Annotated in this window: 23 protein-coding genes; all 23 read left to right on the top strand. The window is 42.0% G+C overall.

Annotated elements, in window-relative coordinates:
• Window positions 1-199: 199 nt before the first annotated feature.
• The 23 genes from rsmH (at window position 200) to K5Q29_RS00390 (ending at window position 23,676) form a co-directional block, all read left to right on the top strand.
• Window positions 200-1,150, top strand: coding sequence for a 16S rRNA (cytosine(1402)-N(4))-methyltransferase RsmH (gene rsmH / locus K5Q29_RS00280; protein WP_024410711.1), 951 nt, complete (start codon window positions 200-202; stop codon window positions 1,148-1,150).
• Between the two features lie 11 nt (window positions 1,151-1,161).
• On the top strand, window positions 1,162-1,485 hold the full coding sequence (gene ftsL / locus K5Q29_RS00285; protein WP_002942683.1) for a cell division protein FtsL: 324 nt from the start codon (window positions 1,162-1,164) through the stop codon (window positions 1,483-1,485).
• Window positions 1,485-3,734: a penicillin-binding protein PBP2X gene (gene pbp2X / locus K5Q29_RS00290; RefSeq protein ID WP_105142636.1), complete on the top strand. Its 2,250-nt coding sequence runs from the start codon at window positions 1,485-1,487 to the stop codon at window positions 3,732-3,734. Before ftsL ends, pbp2X begins: the two co-directional genes overlap by 1 nt.
• Before the next feature lies 1 nt (window position 3,735).
• A complete protein-coding gene (gene mraY / locus K5Q29_RS00295) occupies window positions 3,736-4,734 on the top strand; it encodes a phospho-N-acetylmuramoyl-pentapeptide-transferase (RefSeq protein ID WP_024413971.1) in 999 nt (332 codons plus the stop codon).
• A 94-nt stretch (window positions 4,735-4,828) separates the two neighbouring features.
• Window positions 4,829-5,662 carry a hypothetical protein gene (locus K5Q29_RS00300; protein ID WP_012027651.1) on the top strand — a complete coding sequence of 278 codons (834 nt, stop codon included), beginning with the start codon at window positions 4,829-4,831 and terminating at the stop codon, window positions 5,660-5,662.
• A 79-nt stretch (window positions 5,663-5,741) separates the two neighbouring features.
• Window positions 5,742-7,085 carry a DEAD/DEAH box helicase gene (locus K5Q29_RS00305; RefSeq protein WP_105141290.1) on the top strand — a complete coding sequence of 448 codons (1,344 nt, stop codon included), beginning with the start codon at window positions 5,742-5,744 and terminating at the stop codon, window positions 7,083-7,085.
• A 17-nt stretch (window positions 7,086-7,102) separates the two neighbouring features.
• Window positions 7,103-7,327 (top strand): DUF4059 family protein, encoded by a 225-nt coding sequence (locus tag K5Q29_RS00310; RefSeq protein ID WP_002936682.1) that lies wholly within the window; start codon window positions 7,103-7,105, stop codon window positions 7,325-7,327.
• 13 nt (window positions 7,328-7,340) lie between these two features.
• A complete protein-coding gene (gene trxB / locus K5Q29_RS00315; RefSeq protein ID WP_024410714.1) occupies window positions 7,341-8,258 on the top strand; it encodes a thioredoxin-disulfide reductase in 918 nt (305 codons plus the stop codon).
• A gap of 9 nt (window positions 8,259-8,267) precedes the next feature.
• Entirely contained in the window at window positions 8,268-8,807 is a 540-nt protein-coding gene (locus K5Q29_RS00320; protein ID WP_024410715.1) for a DUF177 domain-containing protein, read from the top strand.
• 96 nt (window positions 8,808-8,903) lie between these two features.
• On the top strand, window positions 8,904-10,331 hold the full coding sequence (gene gndA, locus K5Q29_RS00325) for an NADP-dependent phosphogluconate dehydrogenase (RefSeq protein WP_024410716.1): 1,428 nt from the start codon (window positions 8,904-8,906) through the stop codon (window positions 10,329-10,331).
• Window positions 10,332-10,412: 81 nt separating this feature from the next.
• Window positions 10,413-11,102, top strand: coding sequence for a DNA-binding response regulator (locus K5Q29_RS00330; RefSeq protein WP_024386751.1), 690 nt, complete (start codon window positions 10,413-10,415; stop codon window positions 11,100-11,102).
• Window positions 11,103-11,191: 89 nt separating this feature from the next.
• The gene (locus tag K5Q29_RS00335; RefSeq protein WP_012027644.1) at window positions 11,192-12,322 is read left to right on the top strand and encodes an AI-2E family transporter; all 1,131 of its coding nucleotides are present in this window, start codon (window positions 11,192-11,194) and stop codon (window positions 12,320-12,322) included.
• Between the two features lie 70 nt (window positions 12,323-12,392).
• Window positions 12,393-12,884 (top strand): transcriptional regulator NrdR, encoded by a 492-nt coding sequence (gene nrdR / locus K5Q29_RS00340; protein ID WP_002938341.1) that lies wholly within the window; start codon window positions 12,393-12,395, stop codon window positions 12,882-12,884.
• Entirely contained in the window at window positions 12,871-14,022 is a 1,152-nt protein-coding gene (locus K5Q29_RS00345; protein ID WP_024410717.1) for a replication initiation/membrane attachment protein, read from the top strand. The genes nrdR and K5Q29_RS00345 overlap by 14 nt, the downstream gene beginning before the upstream one ends.
• Window positions 14,022-14,921, top strand: a complete 900-nt coding sequence (dnaI, locus tag K5Q29_RS00350) for a primosomal protein DnaI (RefSeq protein WP_014636109.1) — start codon at window positions 14,022-14,024, stop codon at window positions 14,919-14,921. Before K5Q29_RS00345 ends, dnaI begins: the two co-directional genes overlap by 1 nt.
• Complete coding sequence (locus K5Q29_RS00355; RefSeq protein ID WP_024410718.1) at window positions 14,918-15,631, top strand: NADPH-dependent oxidoreductase; 714 nt, start codon at window positions 14,918-14,920, stop codon at window positions 15,629-15,631. Before dnaI ends, K5Q29_RS00355 begins: the two co-directional genes overlap by 4 nt.
• Before the next feature lie 18 nt (window positions 15,632-15,649).
• Entirely contained in the window at window positions 15,650-16,960 is a 1,311-nt protein-coding gene (gene der, locus K5Q29_RS00360; RefSeq protein ID WP_002942705.1) for a ribosome biogenesis GTPase Der, read from the top strand.
• Window positions 16,961-17,177: 217 nt separating this feature from the next.
• Entirely contained in the window at window positions 17,178-17,507 is a 330-nt protein-coding gene (locus tag K5Q29_RS00365) for a hypothetical protein (RefSeq protein WP_044684117.1), read from the top strand.
• A 13-nt stretch (window positions 17,508-17,520) separates the two neighbouring features.
• The gene (locus tag K5Q29_RS00370; RefSeq protein ID WP_105248718.1) at window positions 17,521-17,829 is read left to right on the top strand and encodes a hypothetical protein; all 309 of its coding nucleotides are present in this window, start codon (window positions 17,521-17,523) and stop codon (window positions 17,827-17,829) included.
• Window positions 17,830-17,968: 139 nt separating this feature from the next.
• Window positions 17,969-21,061 (top strand): DEAD/DEAH box helicase, encoded by a 3,093-nt coding sequence (locus tag K5Q29_RS00375; protein ID WP_205032557.1) that lies wholly within the window; start codon window positions 17,969-17,971, stop codon window positions 21,059-21,061.
• 78 nt (window positions 21,062-21,139) lie between these two features.
• Window positions 21,140-21,802 carry a hypothetical protein gene (locus K5Q29_RS00380; RefSeq protein WP_053866696.1) on the top strand — a complete coding sequence of 221 codons (663 nt, stop codon included), beginning with the start codon at window positions 21,140-21,142 and terminating at the stop codon, window positions 21,800-21,802.
• Between the two features lies 1 nt (window position 21,803).
• On the top strand, window positions 21,804-23,135 hold the full coding sequence (gene murC / locus K5Q29_RS00385) for a UDP-N-acetylmuramate--L-alanine ligase (RefSeq protein WP_024388499.1): 1,332 nt from the start codon (window positions 21,804-21,806) through the stop codon (window positions 23,133-23,135).
• 55 nt (window positions 23,136-23,190) lie between these two features.
• A complete protein-coding gene (locus K5Q29_RS00390; protein ID WP_024406643.1) occupies window positions 23,191-23,676 on the top strand; it encodes a GNAT family N-acetyltransferase in 486 nt (161 codons plus the stop codon).
• Window positions 23,677-23,740 lie beyond the last annotated feature (64 nt).

Genomic DNA, 23,740 nt, shown 5'->3' on the forward strand with positions numbered 1-23,740 from the left:
TTAGATGCGATGTCAATTATATGCGACAGTTGGTTGTAAAAAAATGAGGGGACATCCCTGTTGATGTCAACTATATGTGACATGTTTCTTTACTGTTAGTATATACCTGTTCATATAAGTTGTCAACTATATTTGACATATTTTTTGTAAAAAGTTTGCAACAACTTTTTATTTTAATTTGTGGTACAATAGAAAAGATATGACCAAGGAATTTAATCACACAACTGTTCTCTTGCATGAGACAGTCGATATGTTAGACATCAAACCAAATGGAATTTATGTAGATGCAACGCTGGGTGGAGCAGGGCATAGTGAGTACCTGCTCAGTCAGTTGACAGATGGTGGGCATCTTTATGCCTTCGACCAGGATCAGACGGCCATTGACCACGCCCAAATCCGCTTGGCAGCCTACATTGAAAAGGGACAAGTTACCTTTATCAAGGATAATTTCCGCAACCTCAAGGTCCGCTTGGCAGAACTTGGTGTGACAGAAATTGATGGGATTTGTTACGATCTAGGTGTGTCCAGTCCACAGTTGGATGAGCGGGAGCGCGGTTTTTCCTATAAGCAGGATGCCCCTCTTGATATGCGGATGAACCGTGAGGGTCAGTTGACGGCTTATGATGTGGTCAATTCCTATGACTATCACGACTTGGTGCGGATTTTCTTTAAATATGGTGAGGATAAGTTTTCCAAGCAGATTGCTCGTAAGATTGAACAGGCGCGTGCTGTCAAGCCCATTGAAACCACAACTGAGTTGGCAGAGCTGATCAAATCTGCCAAGCCAGCCAAGGAACTTAAGAAGAAGGGGCACCCTGCTAAGCAGATTTTCCAGGCCATTCGGATTGAAGTCAATGATGAATTGGGCGCGGCGGATGAGTCTATCCAACAGGCTATTGACTTACTGGCAGTGGGGGGGCGCATTTCCGTCATTACCTTCCATTCTTTAGAAGATCGTTTGACCAAACAGCTCTTTAAGGAAGCCAGTACGATTGATGTTCCAAAAGGTTTGCCTTTTATCCCAGAAGACTTGAAGGCACCTCTTGAATTGGTCAATCGTAAACCAATTTTGCCGAGTCAGGAGGAGTTGGAGGCTAATAACAGAGCACATTCAGCTAAATTGCGTGTAGCTAAGAAGGTACATAAATAGGAGAAGGATTTATGGTACAAGAGAAACGTAGAGAAGCAACCATGCGAGTAATTGGTGACAAAATCAAGACATTTACTCGTGTTGAAAGAGCCTTCTATTCTAGTATTGTAATTTCAGGTCTGGCATTGGCTGTTGGTATTATTTTTATGCAGGCGAGACTTTTGCAAGTTCAATCAGACTTGGCGAAAGTGAATCAAGACATTAACCAAAAACAAGTAGAACTGAATGACTCAAAGCAGGCAAAAAATGAGCTAACAAGATCTGCTCGATTAATGGAAATAGCTGAAAAAGTAGGATTAACATTTAATAATGACAATATTGGAGTAGCAGAGTAATGTCTAGAAGAAACAATCGACTTTTGAGGTATGTTTTACGAAGAAGATATGTTCCAACAAAAAATCGTCAGAAAGTAGGGCAGAATCTACTACTCTTGACGGTTTTCATCTTTTTTCTTTTTTTGAGTAATTTTGCGCTCATTATTGGAACGGATAGTAAAGCAGGTGTGTCGCTTTCTGAGAGGGCAGATGCTGTTCATCAACAAGAAGTGACTGTACAAGCGAGACGTGGTACAATTTATGATCGAACCGGAATTCCAATTGCAGAAGATTCTACCACCTACACAATCTATGCAATTATAGACACAGATTATGTTTCAGAATTTAAAGAAGTCTTGTATGTTGAAGCAACACAATTTAGCAAGGTTGCAGAAATACTAAACAAGTACCTTGGTATGGAGACAGACTATGTCAATCAGCAATTAAATCAACCAGAATTAAAACAAGTCTATTTTGGTACACTAGGGAAGAATATTTCTTACAGTACAATGTCTAGTATCCAAGAGGAGATGAAGACCGCGGGTATAAAGGGGATTGCCTTTAATGCCAGTCCAGGACGAATGTATCCAAATGGAAATTTTGCTTCAATTTTCGTGGGGTTGGCTAACCCGGTTGAAAACAAGGATGGTAGTCATAGTTTACAGGGTGTGAGCGGTATGGAATACTACCTTAATGATATTTTGGCAGGTCAAGATGGTAAAGTACTTTATGAGAAAGATAGCCAGGGGCGGATTTTACCAGGTACTGAAAATGTAGAACAAGAAACTGTAAATGGCCAAGATGTATATACAACTATCTCAGCAGATTTGCAACGCTCATTAGAAACCAATATGACTACTTTCTTTGATACTGCAAAAGGGAAGTATGCGAATGCTACGTTGATATCGGCCAAAACGGGTGAAATTCTTGCTACTACGCAACGTCCAAGTTATGATTCTGATACTAAAGAAGGTCTTGGTGAGGAAGGTTTGCTAGAGCGTTCGTTACTTTACCAAGAAGCCTTTGAGCCGGGATCAACCATGAAGGTTTTGACAGTAGCTTCTGCAATTGATAATGGTACATTTGATCCAAATGCATATTACACAAATAATGAATACGTAATTGCAGACGCAAAAATCAATGACTGGACTTTAAACGCTGGCCAATCAGCTGTTACGTTAAATTTTGCTCAGGGTTTTTCACTCTCAAGTAACGTCGGAATGACTTTGTTACAACAAGAAATGGGGGATGAAAAATGGCGAAATTATCTTGCTAAATTTCGTTATGGCTATCCAACGCGTTTCGGAATGGGAGATGAAGCACCCGGCTTAGTTCCGGAAGACAATATTGTCACAATCGCAATGTCAACTTTTGGTCAAGGTATTTCAGCTAACCAAGTTCAAATGCTTCGAAGCTTCTCAGCCATTGCAAATAACGGAATTATGTTGGAGCCGAAGTTTATTTCAGCCCTTTATAATCCGAATACAGATTCAGCTAGACTTTCTTCAAAAGAAGAAGTTGGAAATCCAGTTTCTGAACAGGCGGCAGATGCTACCTTAGGGTATATGATAAATGTTGGAACGGACCCAGTCTTTGGTACCTTATATTCTCACGATTTACAAGGACCGGCTATTCAGGTTGAAGGCTATGATATTGCGATGAAATCAGGTTCAGCCGAAATCGCAAGTGAGGATGGTCAAGGTTATATTAAGGATGCATACACTAACTCAGTTGTAGCAATGATTCCCGCAGAAGATCCAGAATTTATCATGTATGTTACGATTCGACAACCAGAAGTATTGAGTGTCTTATCGTGGAATACTATTGTAAGCCCGACTTTGAAAGAAGCTATGCTACTAAAAGATAATTTAAATTTAGATGTGCCAGCCTCTAATCTCTCACTCTTGACAAATGAGACGGAATATAAGTTGCCAGATATTGTCGGTAAGGCACCTGGTGAAATAGCAGAAGAATTACGTCGAAATCTAGTGCAACCAGTCATACTGGGGAATGGTTCTGAAATCAAGCAGGCTTCTGTAGAGAAGGGGACCGCAGTATCAGCTAATCAACAGGTACTCTTGCTAACTAACAAATTTGAAGAGATGCCGGATTTGTACGCTGTTACAAAAGAGAATATGGACTTGATTGCTGAATGGACCGGCATTGAAGTGACCTATGAAGGTCAGGGGGCGAAAGTTATTGATCAAAGTGTCGAAGTTGGTACAAAGCTAAACAAAACTAAGAATATTACAGTTACATTAGGAGACTAATATGCAATTTACAATTTTATCGGGAGTAGTTGCTTTTATAGTAACGGTTATCCTGATACCACGTTTTATTACCTTTTATCAAGCCAAACGCATCGAAGGTCAGCAGATGCATGAGGATGTGAAGCAACATCAATTTAAGGCAGGAACTCCTACAATGGGAGGCACTGTATTTCTAGTTGTTTCTGTTCTTGTCACTTTAATCTTTGCAGCTAGTTTTCAAATGCTCACTGGTGGTGTCTTAGGCATTCTCTTCATACTAGCCCTTTATGGACTAGTTGGATTTTTGGATGATTTCTTGAAAATTTTCCGTAAAATCAATGAGGGACTCAATCCCAAACAAAAGCTAGCCTTGCAAATCTTGGGTGGACTAGTTTTCTACTTTGTCCATGTACGAGGTTCAGGTGGTGGTGAACTTAATGTTTTTGGGCATATTATCAATTTAGGAGTACTCTATCTACCATTTGTTTTGTTCTGGTTAGTCGGTTTTTCTAATGCAGTCAATTTGACTGATGGCATTGATGGTTTGGCTTCTATCTCAGTTGTTATCAGCTTGTTAGCTTACTCAGTCATTGCTTACAATGAGCAGAAATTTGATATTCTTCTGGTCTGTGTAACCATGATTGGTGGTTTGCTCGGTTTCTTCGTCTATAACCGTAAACCAGCGAAGATTTTCATGGGGGATGTGGGAAGCTTGGCTCTCGGTGGTATGTTGGCAACTATTTCAATTGCCCTCCGTCAGGAATGGACCCTCCTCCTTATCGGCCTGGTCTATGTCATTGAAACGTCCTCTGTTATGTTGCAAGTTTCATATTTTAAATACACCAAAAAACGCTTTGGAGAAGGTCGTCGTATCTTCCGTATGACTCCTTTTCATCACCATTTGGAGCTTGGAGGTTTGACCGGAAAAGCTGAAAAATGGAGCGAGTGGAAAGTTGATTTTTTCCTCTGGTCAGTCGGTCTCATCATGAGCTTGATTACCCTAGCTATTCTTTATCTATAAAATGTCAGAAACAGCAGAAATGCTGTTTTTTTACCTTGACAAATATGGTCGGGGGGGGGGGGTAAAATAGAGAGAGAATTGGTGGAGGATAAAAATGGAACAATTCAATCAAGAACAGTTATATGGAGTGGTTATTCAAACCATGACAGCTGCTAGTCAACTTCCTATGGTTAAAGTCAATCGGGAAGAATTTTTGAAGACTCGTTTTAAAGATAGTCCCTATCTAGATAAAATTATTGCGGATGGACCAACAGCGGTCTTCACTACAAAAGCTTTGCGTAAGGAAGCTGAAAAAATCATTAATGATATGACTACGAAAACATCTTTGATTTCTTTCGCAGCTGGTTTACCGGGGAATCCATTTACAGCGGTGGCGGCAGGTACTGCTGATATAGCTCAGTATTTTGGTTTTGCCTTGAATTTGTCGCAACAAATCGCTTATCTTTTTGGTGAAGATGAATTATTTGTTGGTGAAGGGAAGGAAATTTCAGAAGAGGTTCAAATCCGCATTATTGCCTACATTGGTGTCATGTTTGGAGCAGGTGGTTCAGCAGTTCTTCTCAATAAAGTATCCAAGACAGTCGGAGCTAATATCGGTAAAAAAGTAGCTATGCAGGCTTTGACCAAGACAACTTGGTATCCCTTGGTGAAAAAGGTAGCCGCAGTGATTGGTGTGAAAATTACCAAAAAGACTGTTGAAAAGACCATTGCCAATGCAGTTCCTATTTTGGGTGGTCTGATTTCGGGAGGTTTGACCTATTTTACCTTCCAGCCCATGGGAGGGATGTTGGCAGACACATTTGTGAAAAAAATAAATGGTGATTTTGATGGCGAATTAGAACTCACTGAGGCCTTTAAAGCAAGTTTGGAAGAAGAGAAGGAACTTGGAATTATTGAGGCAGAATTTACTGAAGCAAGCGAGAGTTGATTAGGGCGGGTATCCGTCCTTTTTGCTTGTCCACCTAAATCGTGCTATAATAGAGGGAAATACAACTAAAGAGGAAACTATGAAATTTACAGATATGAAACTCAAGCCTTATATTCAGGAGGCTTTGAAAGAAATTAACTTTGTCCAGCCGACAGAAGTTCAGGAGAAATTGATTCCTGTTGTTTTGTTAGGGCGAGACTTGATAGGGGAATCAAAAACAGGTTCGGGTAAGACCCATACCTTCTTGATCCCTATTTTCCAAAAATTAAATGAGGAATTGGACCAAGTTCAGGCTGTTATTACAGCCCCATCTCGTGAATTAGCTACTCAGATTTATCAAGCGGCACGCCAGTTGGCAAGTCATTCGGACATCGAAGTTCGTGTGACCAATTATGTTGGCGGTACGGATAAGAACCGTCAAATTGACAAGCTTCAAGCTGGTCAGCCTCACATTGTTGTCGGGACACCGGGGCGTATCTATGATTTGGTCAAATCAGGTGACCTGGCTATCCATAAGGCCAAAACCTTTGTGGTTGATGAGGCAGATATGACCTTGGACATGGGCTTTTTAGAAACAGTCGATAAGATTGCTGGCAGCCTGCCAAAAGACTTGCAATTTATGGTCTTTTCAGCGACCATTCCGCAGAAACTCCAACCGTTTTTGAAAAAATACTTATCCAATCCAGTCATGGAACAAATCAAGACCCATACGGTCATTTCAGATACCATTGAAAACTGGCTGATTTCAACCAAGGGGCGTGACCGTAATGCTCAAATCTTGGAAGTAACCAAGCTCATGCAACCATATTTGGCCATGATTTTCGTCAATACCAAGACACGTGCAGATGAATTGCATAGCTATTTGACGGCGAATGGTCTACGCGTTGCAAAGATTCATGGGGATATTCCTCCACGTGAGCGCAAGCGGATCATGAACCAGGTGAAGAACTTGGATTATCAATACATTGTAGCGACAGACTTGGCAGCACGTGGGATTGACATTGAAGGTGTCAGCCATGTCATCAACGATGCTATTCCACAAGACCTTTCCTTCTTTGTTCACCGTGTAGGGCGCACAGGCCGTAATGGTTTATCAGGCATTGCCATTACCCTTTATCAGCCAAGCGATGATGCAGATATTCGAGAGCTAGAAAAACTCAATATCAAATTCTTGCCAAAAGAAATGAAAAATGGCGAATTTGTCGATACCTACGACCGTGACCGCCGTGCTAACCGTGAAAAATCTCGTGAAAAACTAGATTTGGAAATGATTGGCTTGGTCAAGAAGAAAAAGAAAAAAGTTAAACCAGGCTACAAGAAGAAAATTCAATGGGCTGTTGATGAAAAACGTCGCAAGACCAAGCGAGTTGAAGCGCGTGCAAAAGGTCGTGCAGAACGTAAAGCCAAGCGTCAAACCTTTTAAAGTAATCGAGGAAAAAGATGTTACAAAACATTCTAAGTTTTTATTTACAAGGATTGTTAATAGCTTCCTTGTTGATTATCACTTCTAGTCTGGTCTGGTTTATCTGGCGTGCGACAAAGGGTGTGGATAAAACCTTGCAAGAACGACAAGATTTCTTGTTTGATTTGTTGATGATTAATGTGATGACAATTCCCATTGCAGCCTTTGGAGTAGTGGGAATCTTATTAATGTTTAAAGCGTAGAAGGAAAAAGTATATGTACGATACAGTTGTAATTGGTGCGGGTCCTGCGGGGATGACTGCAGCTCTTTATGCAGGGCGTAGCAATTTAAAGGTAGCTCTTTTGGAACGTGGTATTTATGGTGGTCAGATGAACAATACCGCGGAAATTGAAAACTATCCAGGCTATGACCATATTTCAGGTCCAGCCTTGGCTGAAAAAATGTTTGAACCCTTGGAAAAATTCGGTGTGGACCATATTTTTGGCAACCTAGTCCGTATTGAGGAAGAAGGACAAATTAAGAAAGTGATTACTGAGGATGGTGTTTTGGAGACAAAGACAGTCGTTCTAGCCATGGGGGCAAAACACCGTTTGTTAGGTATTCCAGGTGAGGATACTTACAATAGCCGTGGTGTCTCATATTGTGCAGTCTGTGACGGTGCCTTCTTCCGTGGACAAAAACTCTTGGTTGTCGGTGGTGGAGATTCTGCGGTCGAAGAAGCTCTCTTCTTAACACAATTTGCGGAGTCTGTGACAATTGTTCACCGCCGTGATCAGCTTCGTGCTCAAAAAGTCATCCAAGACCGCGCTTTTGCCAATGAAAAAATTAACTTCATCTGGGATAGCGTAGTCGAAGAAATCAAGGGTGATGACTTACGTGTACAAAGCGTGGTTATCAAAAATGTGAAAACTGAAGAAGTCAGTGAACTTGATTTCGGAGGTGTCTTTATCTATGTCGGTCTGGATCCGATGACTGATACAGTTGCGGACCTAGGAATTACAGACGAAGCTGGTTGGGTTATCACTAATGAAAAGATGGAAACGACTCAATCAGGCATCTATGCCATCGGTGATATTCGTCAAAATCAACTGCGTCAGATTGCGACGGCAGTAGGAAATGGTGCAGTTGCTGGACAAGAAGTCTATAACTACATCACAGAACTAGCTGAATAGGGGAATACAATGTTTCATATTTACGATATTCAGAAAAATCCAGATGGAATCTCCTTTGATAAAACCTTGGATTTACAGGAAGAATTGCAAGCTCGAAATGGTGAAGTTCTAGGCTTGTCGCCAGTCCAAGTCACTGGAAATGTCCGTTTTGAATCAGGTTTCTTTTTCTTGGACTATCAGATGACTTATGATATTACCTTGGCATCCAGTCGTTCTCTGCAACCAGTTGTTTTGCATGAGGTCCAAAACGTCAATGAACTCTTTGTTGCCAATGAAGCAGTTCTTAAAGAACAAGATTTGATTGATGAGGATATGGTACTGGTAGTAGAAGATGACCACATTGTCCTTGATGAGAGTGTAGCAGATAATATTTTACTGGCTATACCAATCAAAGTCTTGACACCTGAAGAAGAAGCTGGACAGGAACTACCATCTGGTAAAGCTTGGGCTTTAATGACTGAAGAAGATTTTCAACAAAAAGCTCAAGAGAAAAAAGAGGCCAATAGTCCTTTTGCCCAATTACAAGGGTTATTTGGGGATGAGGACTAACTCAGATTGGCAAGATAGTTAAATTATCTGAAAATTCTTGTCAATTTTAAGCTTTCGGTGTATAATAAAAGAGATACAAATTAGAGGAGTAAACAAATGACTAAAGCAAATTTTGGTGTTGTAGGGATGGCCGTTATGGGCCGCAACCTTGCGCTTAACGTTGAATCACGTGGCTATGCAGTAGCTATTTACAACCGCTCTGCTGATAAAACAGAAGATGTTGTTGCAAGCAACCCAGGTAAAAACTTGGTACCAAGTTACGATGTGGAAAGCTTTGTGGCATCTATCGAAAAACCACGTCGCATCATGCTTATGGTTCAAGCTGGTCCTGGTACAGATGCAACCATTCAAGCACTTTTGCCGCACTTGGATGAAGGTGACATCTTGATCGATGGTGGTAATACTTTCTACGAAGACACTATCCGTCGTTCAAAAGAATTGGCAAATTCAGGTATTAACTTCATCGGTACAGGTGTATCTGGTGGTGAAAAAGGAGCCCTTGAAGGTCCATCTATCATGCCTGGTGGTCAGAAAGAAGCTTACGAATTGGTGGCAGATGTCTTGGAAGAAATTTCAGCAAAAGCACCAGAAGATGGAGCACCATGTGTGACTTATATCGGTCCAGATGGAGCTGGTCACTACGTAAAAATGGTACACAACGGTATCGAGTATGGCGACATGCAATTGATTGCGGAGTCTTATGACCTCATGCAACACTTGCTCGGTTTGTCAGTGGATGAAATGGCTGACATCTTTACTGAGTGGAACAAAGGCGAATTGGATAGCTACTTGATTGAAATCACAGCAGATATTTTGAAACGTAAAGACGATCAAGGTCAAGATGGACCAATCGTTGATTACATTTTGGATGCGGCTGGTAACAAGGGAACTGGTAAATGGACAAGTCAATCATCACTTGACTTGGGTGTGCCACTGTCATTGATTACAGAATCTGTATTTGCTCGTTATATCTCAACTTACAAAGATGAGCGTGTGGCAGCAAGCAAGGTCCTTCCAAAACCAGCTCCGTTTGCATACGAAGGCGACAAGGCTGAATTGGTAGAAAAAATCCGTCAAGCATTGTACTTCTCAAAAATCATGTCTTATGCACAAGGTTTTGCACAGTTGCGCGTAGCATCAAAAGAAAACAACTGGAACTTGCCATTTGGTGAAATCGCAAAAATCTGGCGTGCAGGTTGTATCATCCGCGCTCGCTTCTTGCAAAAAATCACAGATGCCTACGGACGTGATGAAGACTTGGCAAACTTGCTCTTGGATGAGTACTTCCTTGATGTAACAGCTAAGTATCAACAGGCAGTTCGTGATGTTGTTGCCTTGGCAGTTCAAGCAGGAGTTCCTGTACCAACATTCTCAGCAGCTATTACCTACTTCGATAGCTACCGTGCTGAAAACTTGCCAGCGAACTTGATTCAAGCACAACGTGACTACTTTGGTGCTCACACTTATAACCGTAAAGATAAAGAAGGAATCTTCCATTACGACTGGTATAGCGAATCAAAATAGAAAAGATGGGCGTGGAAGCGCCCTTCTTTCTAGTCATAATACGATTCCTACACCATTTGAAAGAATAGAAAAGGATGGACAATGGCTAAGAAAATTTTGATTGCTGGTAAAGAACGCAATCTCTCGCATTTTGTTTCCATGGAATTGCAGAAAAAAGACTATCTTGTTGATTATGCATCGACAGGGAAAGAGGCTATGTCCTTGGCACATGAAACGGATTTTGACTTGATTCTGATGAGTTTTCAGCTTTCAGACATGTCCAGCAAGGAATTGGCTACAGAACTATTAGCGATAAAACCAGCCACGGTCATGATTGTGGTAGTTGAGCCGACAGAAGTTAGTCAATATGGGGAAGAAGTCCTCTCTTATGCTGTTTCCTACGTAGTGAAGCCCTTTGTCATCAGTGATTTAGTGGAGCAAATCTCTGCGATTTTTCGTGGTCGTGATTTTATTGACAATAACTGTAAACAGGTTCACATGCATGCGGCCTATCGTGATTTGAAGGTTGATTTTCAAAATCGAACAGTGACACGTGGAGAAGAGTTAATTAATTTAACAAGGCGGGAATATGATTTGCTTGCAACCTTGATGAACAGTCCAGAGCCTGTTAGTCGAGAACAACTTCTTGAGCGTGTTTGGAAATATGAAGCGGCTTCTGAGACCAATGTCGTCGATGTATATATTCGCTATCTACGTGGTAAACTGGATTTGCCACATCAAGATTCATATATAAAAACAGTTCGTGGTGTCGGATATGCCATGCGCGATTGATTTAGAGTAGAGAGGAGGGAAGCTTTCCCTCTTTCTTTTTCTATAAGCGTGTGATAAAATAATAGCCAATAAGTAAGAATGGAAAAGTTATGAATACATCATTTAAAGAAAAAGTCATATTGATACTCTTATCTGGAGCGACATTGTTAGCTGTTCTCAACTGGTCTAGTATTTATGGGGCTATTCAACAATTATTAGGCAGTATGAACTCGCTTTTTATTGGAGCTATTTTTGCCTTTATTCTCAATGTTCCCATGAAAAAATTAGAAGATCAGTTTGAAAAAATTTCTTTTTTAAAGAAATCCAAGCGGTCTTTGGCAATTGTTGGAGTATTAATTGGATTTGCTTTAATTGTGACAGGACTGGTGGTGATTGTTCTTCCTACATTGGTGACGACTGTTTCAGAACTGGTTTCGGTTAGTAGCACAGCCATTCCAAAATCGGTAAATGCCCTAACTAATTTTCTTGAATCAAATGGTCTTTTGTCGGGACAAATCGGAGACCAGATTGCCAGCTTTTTGGATCAGTTGAAGAATTTAACACTTATTTCAAGTTTGGTCACACCGATTTTATCTGGCTTGGTGTCCAATGTGACGGGGATTTTTTCGAACACTATGACGTTGATAATGGCTTTCTTCTTCACTCTAGCGATTTTAGGGAGCAAGGAACACTTACAGGCGATGACGAGAAAGTTCTTGCAGGCTACCTTGCCAGAGAAGGCTGTCAGAGTAGTGAACTATATTGGAGAAGTTATTGTTGATACCTATGACCGATTCTTGATGAGTCAGATTGTTGAGGCGTGTATCATTGGGACACTTGTCTTTGTTAGTTATTCGCTCTCAGGAATTCCTTATGCCAGCATGGCTGGTATTTTGGCAGGGGTCCTATCATTTGTACCTTATATCGGTCCCTTTTCAGCGTGTTTGATTAGTGCTCTCTTTGTGGCGGTACAAAATCCGCTCTTGGCACTCTGGTCTATCGCCCTTTTCCAGATTATTCAGCTGATAGAAGGAAATGTTATCTATCCGCGCGTGGTTGGTCAATCAGTTGGTCTTCCGACTCTATTTACCCTGGCTGCAGCCTTGATTGGTGGTAATTTGTTTGGCCTACTTGGTATGGTCTTCTTTACCCCAATTTTTGCGGTTGTCTACCGCCTGGTTCGTGAATGGGTTGCCAGTCGATTGAAGAAGCAAGATGAATTATTGGTAGAAAGTGAGTAATTCTCGCTTTCTTTTATTTTTGTCATTTTTATGCTATACTGAAGTGATAAAGTTTATGTAGGAGAAGAGTATGCGTTGTCCAAAATGTCAGAGTTTGAAATCAAGTGTCATTGATAGTCGTCAGGCTGAAGATGGCAATACCATCCGTCGTCGTCGTTCCTGCGACCAATGTGGTCAACGTTTTACCACCTATGAACGGATTGAAGAGAAAACTCTAGTCGTTGTGAAAAAAGACGGAACTAGAGAGCAGTTTTCACGTGAAAAGATTTTCAATGGGATTATTCGTTCTGCTCAAAAGCGCCCTGTGTCAACCGATGATATTGATGAAGTGGTGAATCGGATTGAACAGAAGGTTCGAGCACAAGGTGATAGTGAAATAGAATCCGATGTCATTGGGAATTTGGTAATGGAAGAATTGGTCGAATTGGATGAAATCACCTATGTGCGTTTTGCATCGGTTTATCGTTCTTTCAAAGATGTTGGAGAGCTAGAAAATTTGCTTAAGCAGATGATTTCCAAAGGAAGTAAGGTAAAACCGGGAAAAAAAGATGAAACCAAATGATTTATTTGCCTATATAAAAATCAGCCCGTTTACACCTGATATTGTCAGTCTTAGCCAATGCTACCAGCCGATTATCGGTTTTGATGCATTAGCGCTTTATTATTACTTTTATAGTTTTGCCGATCAAGGGCAAGGCCGTTACAAATGGACTGTCATTCTCAATCACATGGATTTTGGGATGAATCGTTTGGAGAAGGCTCTGGATGTTCTGACTGCCATGGGGCTCCTAGAACTCTATCGTGCAGAAGAATTAACAGGTTTGGCGCTACAAGCCCCTCTGACCGTAAAAAGTTTTCTAGCGAAACCCTTGTATAAGAACTTGTTGGCGAGGAAGATTGGGGAGTCGAGCATGGAGAATCTGCTTGTTCACCTACCCAATCAGGAACAGAATATCTCAAAAACGTTTTCTCAGGTCTTTACCATGGATGGGCAGGCTCCAGTTGTTTTTGAACCGAAATATGATTTTGACTGGTCTGCCTTCAAGGCCTTGATGGCCAAGGATAAGCTTCTTTTTCAGGATGAAGCTGAGGATATTATTGCGCTTAGTTACATAGCAGAGCAGGCAGGCTGGACCTGGTTGGAAACCTATCGTCAGGCTAAAGCAACAGCTATTGGACAGACGATCTCGACCAAACGCTTGCAGCAGTCACGTCAGTCATTGCCAACAGAAAGCGCCAACCTCACTGCTCAGGAGCAAGCCATTGTTCGTGAAGCGAAATCAAAATCCAGCCTAACCTTCTTGTCCTTTATCAAGGAGCAACGGAAGGCAGCTGTGACAGGAACAGAGCGAAAATGCTTGACGGATTTGGCCAATTTGGGTTTGCTTGATGAAGTTATCAATGTCTTGGTCCTCTATACCTTTAACAAGGTGGACTCAGCCAATCTGAATGAAAAATACGCTATGAAGCTGGGCAATGATTTTTCCTACAAGGGAATTGGCAGTGCAGAGGCAGCTGTTCTTTACCTAAGAGAGTTGAAGGCAGGTCAAGCTGTCACCAAGCCGAGCCAGCCACAGAAAACCAATGTGCCTGAGTGGAGTAAGGAAGAGGTTCAGCAAGGACAAACGCAGGAAGGTCAAGCTAGATTAGCTGCCCTTTATCGCGAATTAGAAGAAATGGAAAACAAAGGAGGTAGCTGATGAAATCAGTACAAGACAGGTTGTCGCAAACAACCAATCCAAGTCCAAAATCTTATCAGCAACTCTATCAGGAGATAGTGAGTGATCCTGAAGTCGCTGCTTTTATCAAAAAAGAAGGTTTGACCCAGCAGGAAATTACTCTGTCCATTTCAAAGTTTTTGGAATATATCAGTCAGCGGGACCTCTTTGTCAAACAGGATGAATCCTATATTGCTAAGGGGTATCAACCAGTTTTGGTTATGAATGAGGGCTACGCGGATGTTTCTTATCTTGAGACAGAAGAATTGGTCGAATACCGTCGTTTGGAAGCTATTAAGAACCGTATCCAGCTCATTAATATGCCGGCAAGTTTGAAAAATGTAACCGTGGCGGATATTGATAAGAGCGATGAAAATCGTGTGGAAGTCATGCTGGCTATTGCAGATTTTGTTAAACGCTTTGAAGAAAAGCCAAAAGGTCTTTACATCTATGGTAACTTCGGTATTGGAAAAAGTTATTTGATGGCTTATTTAGCCAATTTGTTGTCCAAGACCCATCTTCAATCAACCACCATGCTCCACTATCCAACCTTTGTTGTCGATATTAAAAATGCTATCAAGGATGGTTCTGTCAAGGAGCGAATTGATGAAATCAAGATGGCTCAGGTATTGGTGCTAGATGACATTGGGGCGGAGCAACATAGTCCGTGGGTGCGTGACGATGTCCTGCAGGTCATTCTGCAATACCGTATGCAGGAAAATCTGCCGACCTTCTTTACGTCCAATTTCTCCTTTGATGATTTGGAACGGCATTTTGCATCTGGTAAGTCTGGTGATGAGACCTGGCAGGCCAAACGGGTTATGGAGCGGATTCGCTATCTGGCTCGCGATTTGCATTTGAAAGGAAATAACCGCCGATGAATGAAACCATTGATTTGATGTTGAATCATACTTCCGTACGTCGTTTTACGGAGGAGCCTATTGAGGCGGAACATTTGCAAGCTATTATTTCAGCTGGGCGAGCTGCGTCTAGCTGGAAGAATTTCCAGTCTTATTCCATCATTGTGGTGCAGTTGGAGGAGAAAAAACAAGCACTCTATGATTTGGTGCCCCAGCCAGCTATTTTACAGGCTCAGGCTATTCTGGTTTTTGTGGGCGACCATAATCGTGCCAGCAAGGCGGCTCAACTCCATGGTTCAGACTTTGATGCCAAAGGAACAGAGAATCTCCTGATTTCTTCTGTTGATGCGAGCCTAGCAGGGCAAAACGCCCTCTTGGCAGCGGAAAGCTTAGGTTACGGTGGCGTCTTTATCGGTATGATTCGCCATAAGGCCTTGGCAATAGCAGAGCTGTTCAACTTGCCAGATTATACCTATCCCATTTTCTGTATTGCCTTGGGTCGACCAGCCCAAAACCATCCTGTCAAACCACGTTTGGCAAGTGAAATCATTGTCTTTCAGGAAGAATATGTGGAGCAAGGCGTGGAAGTAATCCAAGCCTACGATCAAGTTCAGACAGCCTATGCAGGTGCCCGTCAGACAGAAACCTGGTCGGAGCGTATGGTTGCCCAGTTTGGTCAGCCAGAGCAGCCTGAAACGAGGGCTGTATTAGAAAAAAATAAATTATTGTAAACTAGAAGAGGAGGAGCTATGGCTCTACCAACTATCGCCATCGTTGGACGTCCCAATGTTGGTAAATCAACCTTATTTAACCGTATTGCGGGGGAACGCATTTCTATCGTAGAAGACGTTGAAGGTGTGACCCGCGACCGTATTTATGCTACTGGTGAGTGGCTCAACCGTAAGTTTTCCCTGATTGATACAGGTGGTATTGATGATGTGGATGCACCTTTCATGGAGCAAATCAAGCATCAGGCTGAGATTGCCATGGATGAAGCGGATGTTATCGTCTTTGTCGTATCTGGCAAAGAAGGTGTGACGGATGCTGACGAGTATGTATCGCGTATCCTTTATAAGACAAACAAACCAGTTATTTTAGTTGTCAATAAAGTTGATAACCCTGAAATGCGGAATGACATTTACGATTTCTATTCACTCGGTCTTGGAGATCCTTATCCAGTATCTTCTGTACACGGTATCGGAACAGGGGATGTCTTGGACGCTATCATTGAAAACCTACCAGCTCAGGAAGTAGAAGAAAATCCAGATATTATCAAGTTCAGCTTGATTGGTCGTCCCAACGTTGGTAAATCAAGTTTGATTAACGCTATTTTGGGGGAAGAGCGCGTGATTGCGTCGCCTGTTGCTGGAACGACTCGTGATGCTATTGATACGCACTTTACAGACCCAGAAGGTCAAGAATTTACCATGATTGATACCGCAGGGATGCGCAAGTCTGGTAAGGTCTATGAAAATACCGAGAAATACTCTGTTATGCGTGCCATGCGTGCCATTGAACGCTCGGATGTCATATTGATGGTTATCAATGCTGAAGAAGGTATCCGTGAGTACGACAAACGCATCGCTGGTTTTGCCCATGAGGCTGGTAAGGGAATGATTATCGTAGTCAACAAGTGGGACACGCTTGAAAAAGACAACCATACCATGAAGCAGTGGGAAGACGATATTCGTGACCAATTCCAGTATTTGTCATACGCACCGATTATCTTTGTATCAGCCTTGACCAAGCAACGCTTGCACAAGTTGCCTGAGATGATCAAGGCTATCAGTGAAAGCCAGAATACCCGCATTCCATCGGCTGTGCTTAACGATGTCATCATGGATGCCATTGCCATCAATCCAACACCGACTGATAAAGGTAAACGTCTCAAGATTTTCTACGCGACACAAGTTGCGACCAAGCCACCGACCTTTGTGGTCTTTGTCAACGAAGAAGAGCTCATGCACTTCTCCTATATGCGTTTCTTGGAAAATCAAATCCGCAAGGCCTTTGTATTTGAAGGAACACCGATTCATCTGATTGCACGGAAACGGAAGTAAGGCTGGGCAAAAAGTCCAGCCACGCTTCTCAGAGTTCGTGTCAACATCTCAGCGCAGTGGTTGATTGGCAGATTTGTTCGTGTTTCACACTCCAAATCTGACCTAATCAACTGTGCGGGGGTGGGAAGACGAACTCTTTTAACAATTTGCGAGTTCTGTCCCACTCCCTCTTTGCACCTATTCGTAAATATGCTAGAATGGACTTGGAGGTGATTCCATGATAGCGGGCAATGTCATTCTAATGTTGTTTGCATTTCTAACAGTTCCTGTTCTTCTACTAGTAGACTATGAAGATAAGCAGTACAAGCCCTTTGGTCTTCGTTACTGGTTTGGAGTCTTTGCGTGTATATTGGTATTTTTAGTGACTCTTTTGGTTTATTTTGTAACCTACGCAGCTGGATCCATCATGGTTTTCAACCATTTTGACAGGTTCTTGGTTGGCATCTTTCTTTTCTTGGTATTTGGAGCAAGTGTGTTGACGATTCTACTGGCTAGGGCTATCAAAACCTTAATTCGACGGACTAAGTATTATCAGCAGATGAAATAGGGGGACCGACCATATGGAAATAATCGGTGAAATCTTGGTTGAGTTTTTGACTGGTCTAGCAGACTTCGATGAAAAGAAACACCCTCCTTTTGGCCTTCGCTATTGGCTAGGTTGGTTGGGAGTTCTGATTCATATCTTACTCCTTGCCTTACTTACTTGTGTGACCGTCTTCTTTTTCAAGTTTTTCTTGGATGGAAAAGGCTTGATTAACGTAGTAGTGGCAGTTGTTTTCCTGCTATTTGCTCTATTTTGGCTTTGGAAAAGCAGAAAAACAATCTTGAAAATGTGGCAGGCAACGATTTATTATTTAGCTATTCATTAGAGACACCAGTTTACCAGCTGGTGTTTTTTTGATACCTATTTAAACAATTCAAATTGAAAATATGCTATAATGAAAAGATAATATTTTAGATACATTTTACAGAAGAGCTGATGATTGGTTGAAGGGTAAAGGAGTTAGAATGGGTCGCATGATGCCAGGGCGGATTCGCCAAGAAGGAATTGATTTGTACGAGGCTGGAAAACTGACTGTTCTTCATAGTGAGAATGGAAAGATGGTGCTGGATATTGCTGGTGAGCGCTTCACTTACGGCGATGCAGATAGCGATTTACAGTGTAGTTGCCAGTTATTTCAAAGTAAGGGCTACTGTCAACACCTAGCTGCCACGGAGTATTTTTTAAAAAATGACGCCTCAGGCAAGGATATGAAGCAGTCTTTGAAAGAAGATGGTGAACAACATAAGGAAACCGTCCGTCGGACTTATTTTGGCGGTCTCTTTTTAGATGAAATTTTGCGGCCAGAACCTGAACTGGGGCTTAAGTATCAGTTATCAGTTGAAGGGAGCTTATTGCCCTATGATCGTCAGATAGATTGGACCTTGAAAATTACCCGCTTGCCAGATACACGTTCGTACATTGTGCGGGACATCGGAGCTTTTTTGCGCATTGTGAAAGCCAACGGTCACTATCAGATAGGTAAAAATTATTATGAGCAAGTTACTTATGAAAATTTTGATGAACCAAGTCAGGCTCTCCTGGATTTTCTCTGGGCCTTGGTACCAGAGAAAGTTGGTATAGATTCAGACATTCTTACTCATTTTGGACGACATTTTCGTCTGCCACAAGCCTATTTTGAGGAGGGGTTGGAGCTGTTAAATCAGCTAGAACATTTTAACTTTTCCTATCAACAGCAGTCCTATTCCTCCTTGATGGTTCTTCCGTTGACAGGGGAGGAAGGGCTCTATCATTTTGAGGTGACCGTTCACACGCAGATGATTGAAATGGTTATTCACGAAAAACCAGTCCGACCACTTTTTCATGGGCGCTATCTCTTAGTAAATGGCACGGTTTATAGTGTCAATCGCCATCAAGAACATCTGATTTACCAAATTTCCGAACTTGTTCCAACCGAATCAGGTTTAAGAAAGGTGCAGGTGGATTTCCCTGACCAAAATCGTCTGGCTTTAAGCTTGCTGGATTTGCAGACAATTGGGACTGTTAAGGCACCTAAACGCTTCATCATTCATGATTTCAAGCCAGAATTTCATATTCAGATGGAGGCAAATGAAAGTTTATCACTCCAATTGGTTTTGGATTTTGATGGACGGAAGGTAAGGAGTGAAGAGGATTTGGCTCTCCTGCCTTTTGCCAGCCATTTCCAACATTTGGAGAGGGTCTATCAGGCTATTCGTCTAGCTGGCTTTAGGGGGACATATCATGCCCAGAGAGCGGCTCTTAGTCAGCAGGAGCTCTATCCATTTTTCCAACAACAATTGCCTATATTACAAAAAATGGGGCAGGTTCATCTAGCAGAAAGGCTCCAGGCTTTATATATTGAAGCCAAACCTCAATTAGAAATTGTACGTAACGGCTCACTTTTGGATATTTCGTTTGACTTATCAGGTATTGAACAATCTGAAATCGATCAGGCGATTACAGCCTTGCTGAATCAAGAGGATCACTATACTAGCCCGAGTGGTAAGGTATTTGTTTTTGATGAGGAAACCAAGAAAATCAGTCAAACCCTAGTCTATCTGCGAGCCCGTCATGGTAAGGAGGGGCAGGTACAAGTCCATGCTCTTGCCGGTTACCAATTGGCTCAATCCTTGTCACAATTCAACCAAGTCAGTTTCTCCAAGGAATTTGAGGAAATGGCAAGCTATCTAGCTCAGCCAGATTTGTTCCCGCTTCCTGATGTGGAAGTAACAACGTCGCTTAGGGATTATCAGCAGACAGGGCTTAAGTGGTTGACTATGCTGGATACGTATGGTTTTGGTGGAATTTTAGCTGACGACATGGGGCTTGGAAAGACCTTGCAAACTATCGCCTTTCTGTCCAGTCGGATGACAAAAGATTCCAAAGTTTTAATATTGGCACCGTCCAGCTTGATTTATAACTGGTTAGATGAGTGCAAGCGGTTTGCTCCAAGTTTAGATGTGGCAGTTGTCCATGGAAACAAGGAACAGCGTGAAGAGGTCATTGCCAATGGTCACCAAGTCTTAGTTACCTCCTATCCATCCTTCAGACAGGATGTCGCGCTCTATAGACAGGAACGCTTTGACTACCTCATTTTAGATGAGGCGCAGGTCATGAAAAATGCCCAATCTAAGATTGCACAGCTACTGCGTGAGTTTGAGGTTGGGAATTGCTTTGCCCTCTCAGGTACGCCGATTGAAAACCATTTGACGGAACTCTGGTCCATTTTCCAAATTGTCTTACCAGGTTTATTGCCAGGCAAACAAGACTTCGGTAAATTAGCAGCCAAGGACATTGCGCGGACCATTCAACCCTTCGTTCTCAGACGTCATAAGGAAGACGTTCTTCAGGAATTGCCTGATTTGATAGAAGTCAATGTACTTAATGAACTGACAGATGAACAAAAAGCTATCTACCTAGCCCAGCTTCAACAAATGCGGACTCAAATAGCTGGCGCAGATGATGCTCAAATCAATCGTAGCAAGATAGAAATCCTATCAGGAATTACTCGCTTACGTCAAATCTGCGATACACCCAGCCTTTTCATGGAAGAGTTTAGTGGTGAGAGTGGCAAACTTAATAGTTTGAAAGAATTACTCTTGCAGCTAAAAGAAGGTGAACACAGGGTCTTGATATTCTCCCAATTCAGAAATATGCTGGAAAAAATAGAAGAACAGCTAAAAGAAATTGGGATGACATCCTATACTCTGACTGGTTCAACCCCTGCTAACCAACGCCAAGAAATGACACAGGCCTTCAATGCAGGAAGTCGAGATGCCTTTCTCATTTCCTTGAAAGCAGGTGGTGTTGGCTTGAATTTGACAGGTGCAGACACAGTCATCCTAGTCGATCTTTGGTGGAATCCTGCCGTGGAAGCTCAGGCTATCAGTCGGGCTCATCGCATGGGGCAGACTGAAAAGGTTGAATGCTATCGCCTGATTACTAGAGGGACAATCGAAGAGAAGATTCAAGAATTGCAAGAAAATAAAAAGAACCTTGTCAAAACAGTCCTTGATGGCAATGAAAGCCGAGCGAATTTGACGGTTGAGGACATTCGCGAGATTTTAGGGATTGAGTGATACGGAATCAGTTGACTCAGCGTAGAATTAGGAAATAAGGCCTAAGTATGGTATAATAAGGGTTCGAAAGGATGACTTATGATTAGACATGAAAAAAGATTTCCACTAGTCGCAGATGATGAGGTACTAGTTGGAGAAAATCCAATTATGAGTTTATATGATGAGAGCGACCTGATTAGCAATATCAGGGGACCTTATCAAGAAAAGGAATTTAGCTGGTCTACCGATTCACAGCGAGTTGCGTCGACAAAACCAGTAGCACAAACGGAAGATGAGCTCCTGCCTCCTCTGTTTGAAGCTAAGCCAAGCCATTATTCTCGCAAGGAACGCCTTCAGCAACTGACTAAAACGAAGCCTTCTCCAGTGAAAACACAGGGGCAATTGGCTCGTGAACAGGCTAGAGAAGACTTGAAGAAAAAACGATCAGCAACCTACTTAAGAGATGAAAAACCAGCACCAGCTAAAGTTGTGGTGAAACCTCCTATCGTTTCAACAACTGAACCTAAGGCAGGTCGGTTGACACGTTTGGCGGACAACCTACGTCAGACAGACTATATTCTCGCTGATATGCCAGCTGTCTATTCTTTGAAGAAAGAAGATAGAGAACAGGAACAGGTTATAAAGAAAAATTCGTATGACTTTTTAAGAAAGAGTCAGGTCTACAATTATCCTGAGCGCAGACAACAACGAGATCGCCAAGTGGCACAAGAATTGAATTTGACACATATAGAAGAGGAATAACATGACAAAAACCTATCATTTTATCGGAATTAAGGGATCAGGTATGAGCGCACTTGCTCTTATGTTGCATCAAATGGGGCATAAGGTTCAAGGTAGTGATGTAGAGAAATACTACTTTACACAACGCGGGCTTGAACAAGCTGGGATTCAGATTTTACCATTTGATGAGAAAAATATTACAGCAGATGTTGAATTGATTGCTGGTAATGCTTTTCGTCCAGATAACAATGTGGAAATCGCTTATGCTGATGCCCAAGGCTATACCTACAAACGCTACCATGAATTTCTAGGTGAATTTATGAAAGGTTTTACGAGCCTCGGTGTTGCTGGTGCCCATGGTAAGACCTCTACAACGGGATTATTGGCACATGTTATGCGCAATATCACAGATACTTCCTTCCTGATTGGTGATGGTACTGGTCGCGGTTCGGCAAATGCTCAGTATTTTGTGTTCGAATCCGATGAATACGAACGTCACTTTGCCCCATACCATCCTGAGTACAGCATCATTACCAATATTGATTTTGACCATCCAGATTATTTCACTAGTCTAGAGGATGTTTTCAATGCTTTCAATGATTATGCGAAGCAAGTAAAAAAAGCTCTCTTCGTTTTTGGTGAAGATGAGCAACTTCGTCGTATCACGGCAAATGCTCCAATCTACTATTATGGCTTGGAAGACAATAATGATTTTGTTGCCTATGACTTGAAGCCTTCTACTAATGGTTCACAATTCAAAGTTCGCCATGGTGAAGAAGAGTTGGGAGAATTCCAAATTCCAACCTTTGGTAAGCATAATGTGATGAATGCAACAGCTGTTATTGCCAATCTTTATATTGCTGGATTTGATTTGCAACTGGTTGCAGAGCACATGAAGACGTTCGGAGGTGTCAAACGTCGCTTTACGGAGAAAATTGTCAATGATACTGTTATCATTGATGACTTTGCTCACCATCCAACGGAAATCATTGCAACCATTGATGCGGCACGTCAGAAGTATCCTAGTAAGGAGTTGGTAGCCATCTTCCAACCACATACATTCACTCGTACCATTGCGCTTCTTGATGAGTTCGCAGATGCTTTGAATGGAGCAGATGCAGTTTACCTTGCTCAAATTTATGGTTCAGCGCGTGAAACAGACAATGGTCAGGTTAAGGTAGAAGATTTGGCGGCTAAAATCAACAAAAAAGGTGGACTTGTTACAGTTGAAAATACTTCACCGCTTTTAGACCATGACAATGCAGTATATGTATTTATGGGAGCTGGTGATATTCAGTCCTATGAATATTCCTTCGAAAGACTCTTGTCAAATCTTACAAATAACGTCCAATAAAAAGAAAGACGGAGGCCTATGGCCCCTGTTTTTCCGCTATATAAGGGAGAAAATTATGGAAATTCGTTTTGCTACTCCTTCGGATTTAGAACAAGTTGTTTTGATTGAAAATGCCAATTTTTCCAAAGAAGAACAAATAGCTGAGTCTGTTCTCGCCATTTATCTGAATGCTTTGAGTAAAACCTGTTTAATAATGGAACACGATGGGGAAATAGCAGGATATTTATTATCCTGTCCTTCTGTTTCGCAGACTGTTACAGACGATATTTTTTACTTGACAGAGAGTGACATGCCGACAGGCAGTCACCTAGCTATTGCTAGTCTATCCGTAGCGGATACCTATAAGGGACAGGGAGTGGGGACTCTTTTGTTGGCAGCCATAAAAGAAGTGGCTTTAGCGGGAGGATTTGAAGGGGTTTCCCTGACCTGTAAGGAGTATTTGATTGGCTACTATGAAATGAACCAGTTTGAAGACTTTGGCCCCTCCTTGTCGCAATTTGGAGGACAAATGTGGAGTGATATGTACTGGAAAGCCTTGTAGAAAGGGAAGTTCTTGCAATTCATAAGCCTTTAAGATATAATGTATAGTAACTGTGTGAAAGGAG

Origin of the sequence: Streptococcus sp. 2018037, from assembly GCF_019754195.1 — a bacterium.
In the GTDB taxonomy this organism is placed as follows: domain Bacteria; phylum Bacillota; class Bacilli; order Lactobacillales; family Streptococcaceae; genus Streptococcus; species Streptococcus hashimotonensis.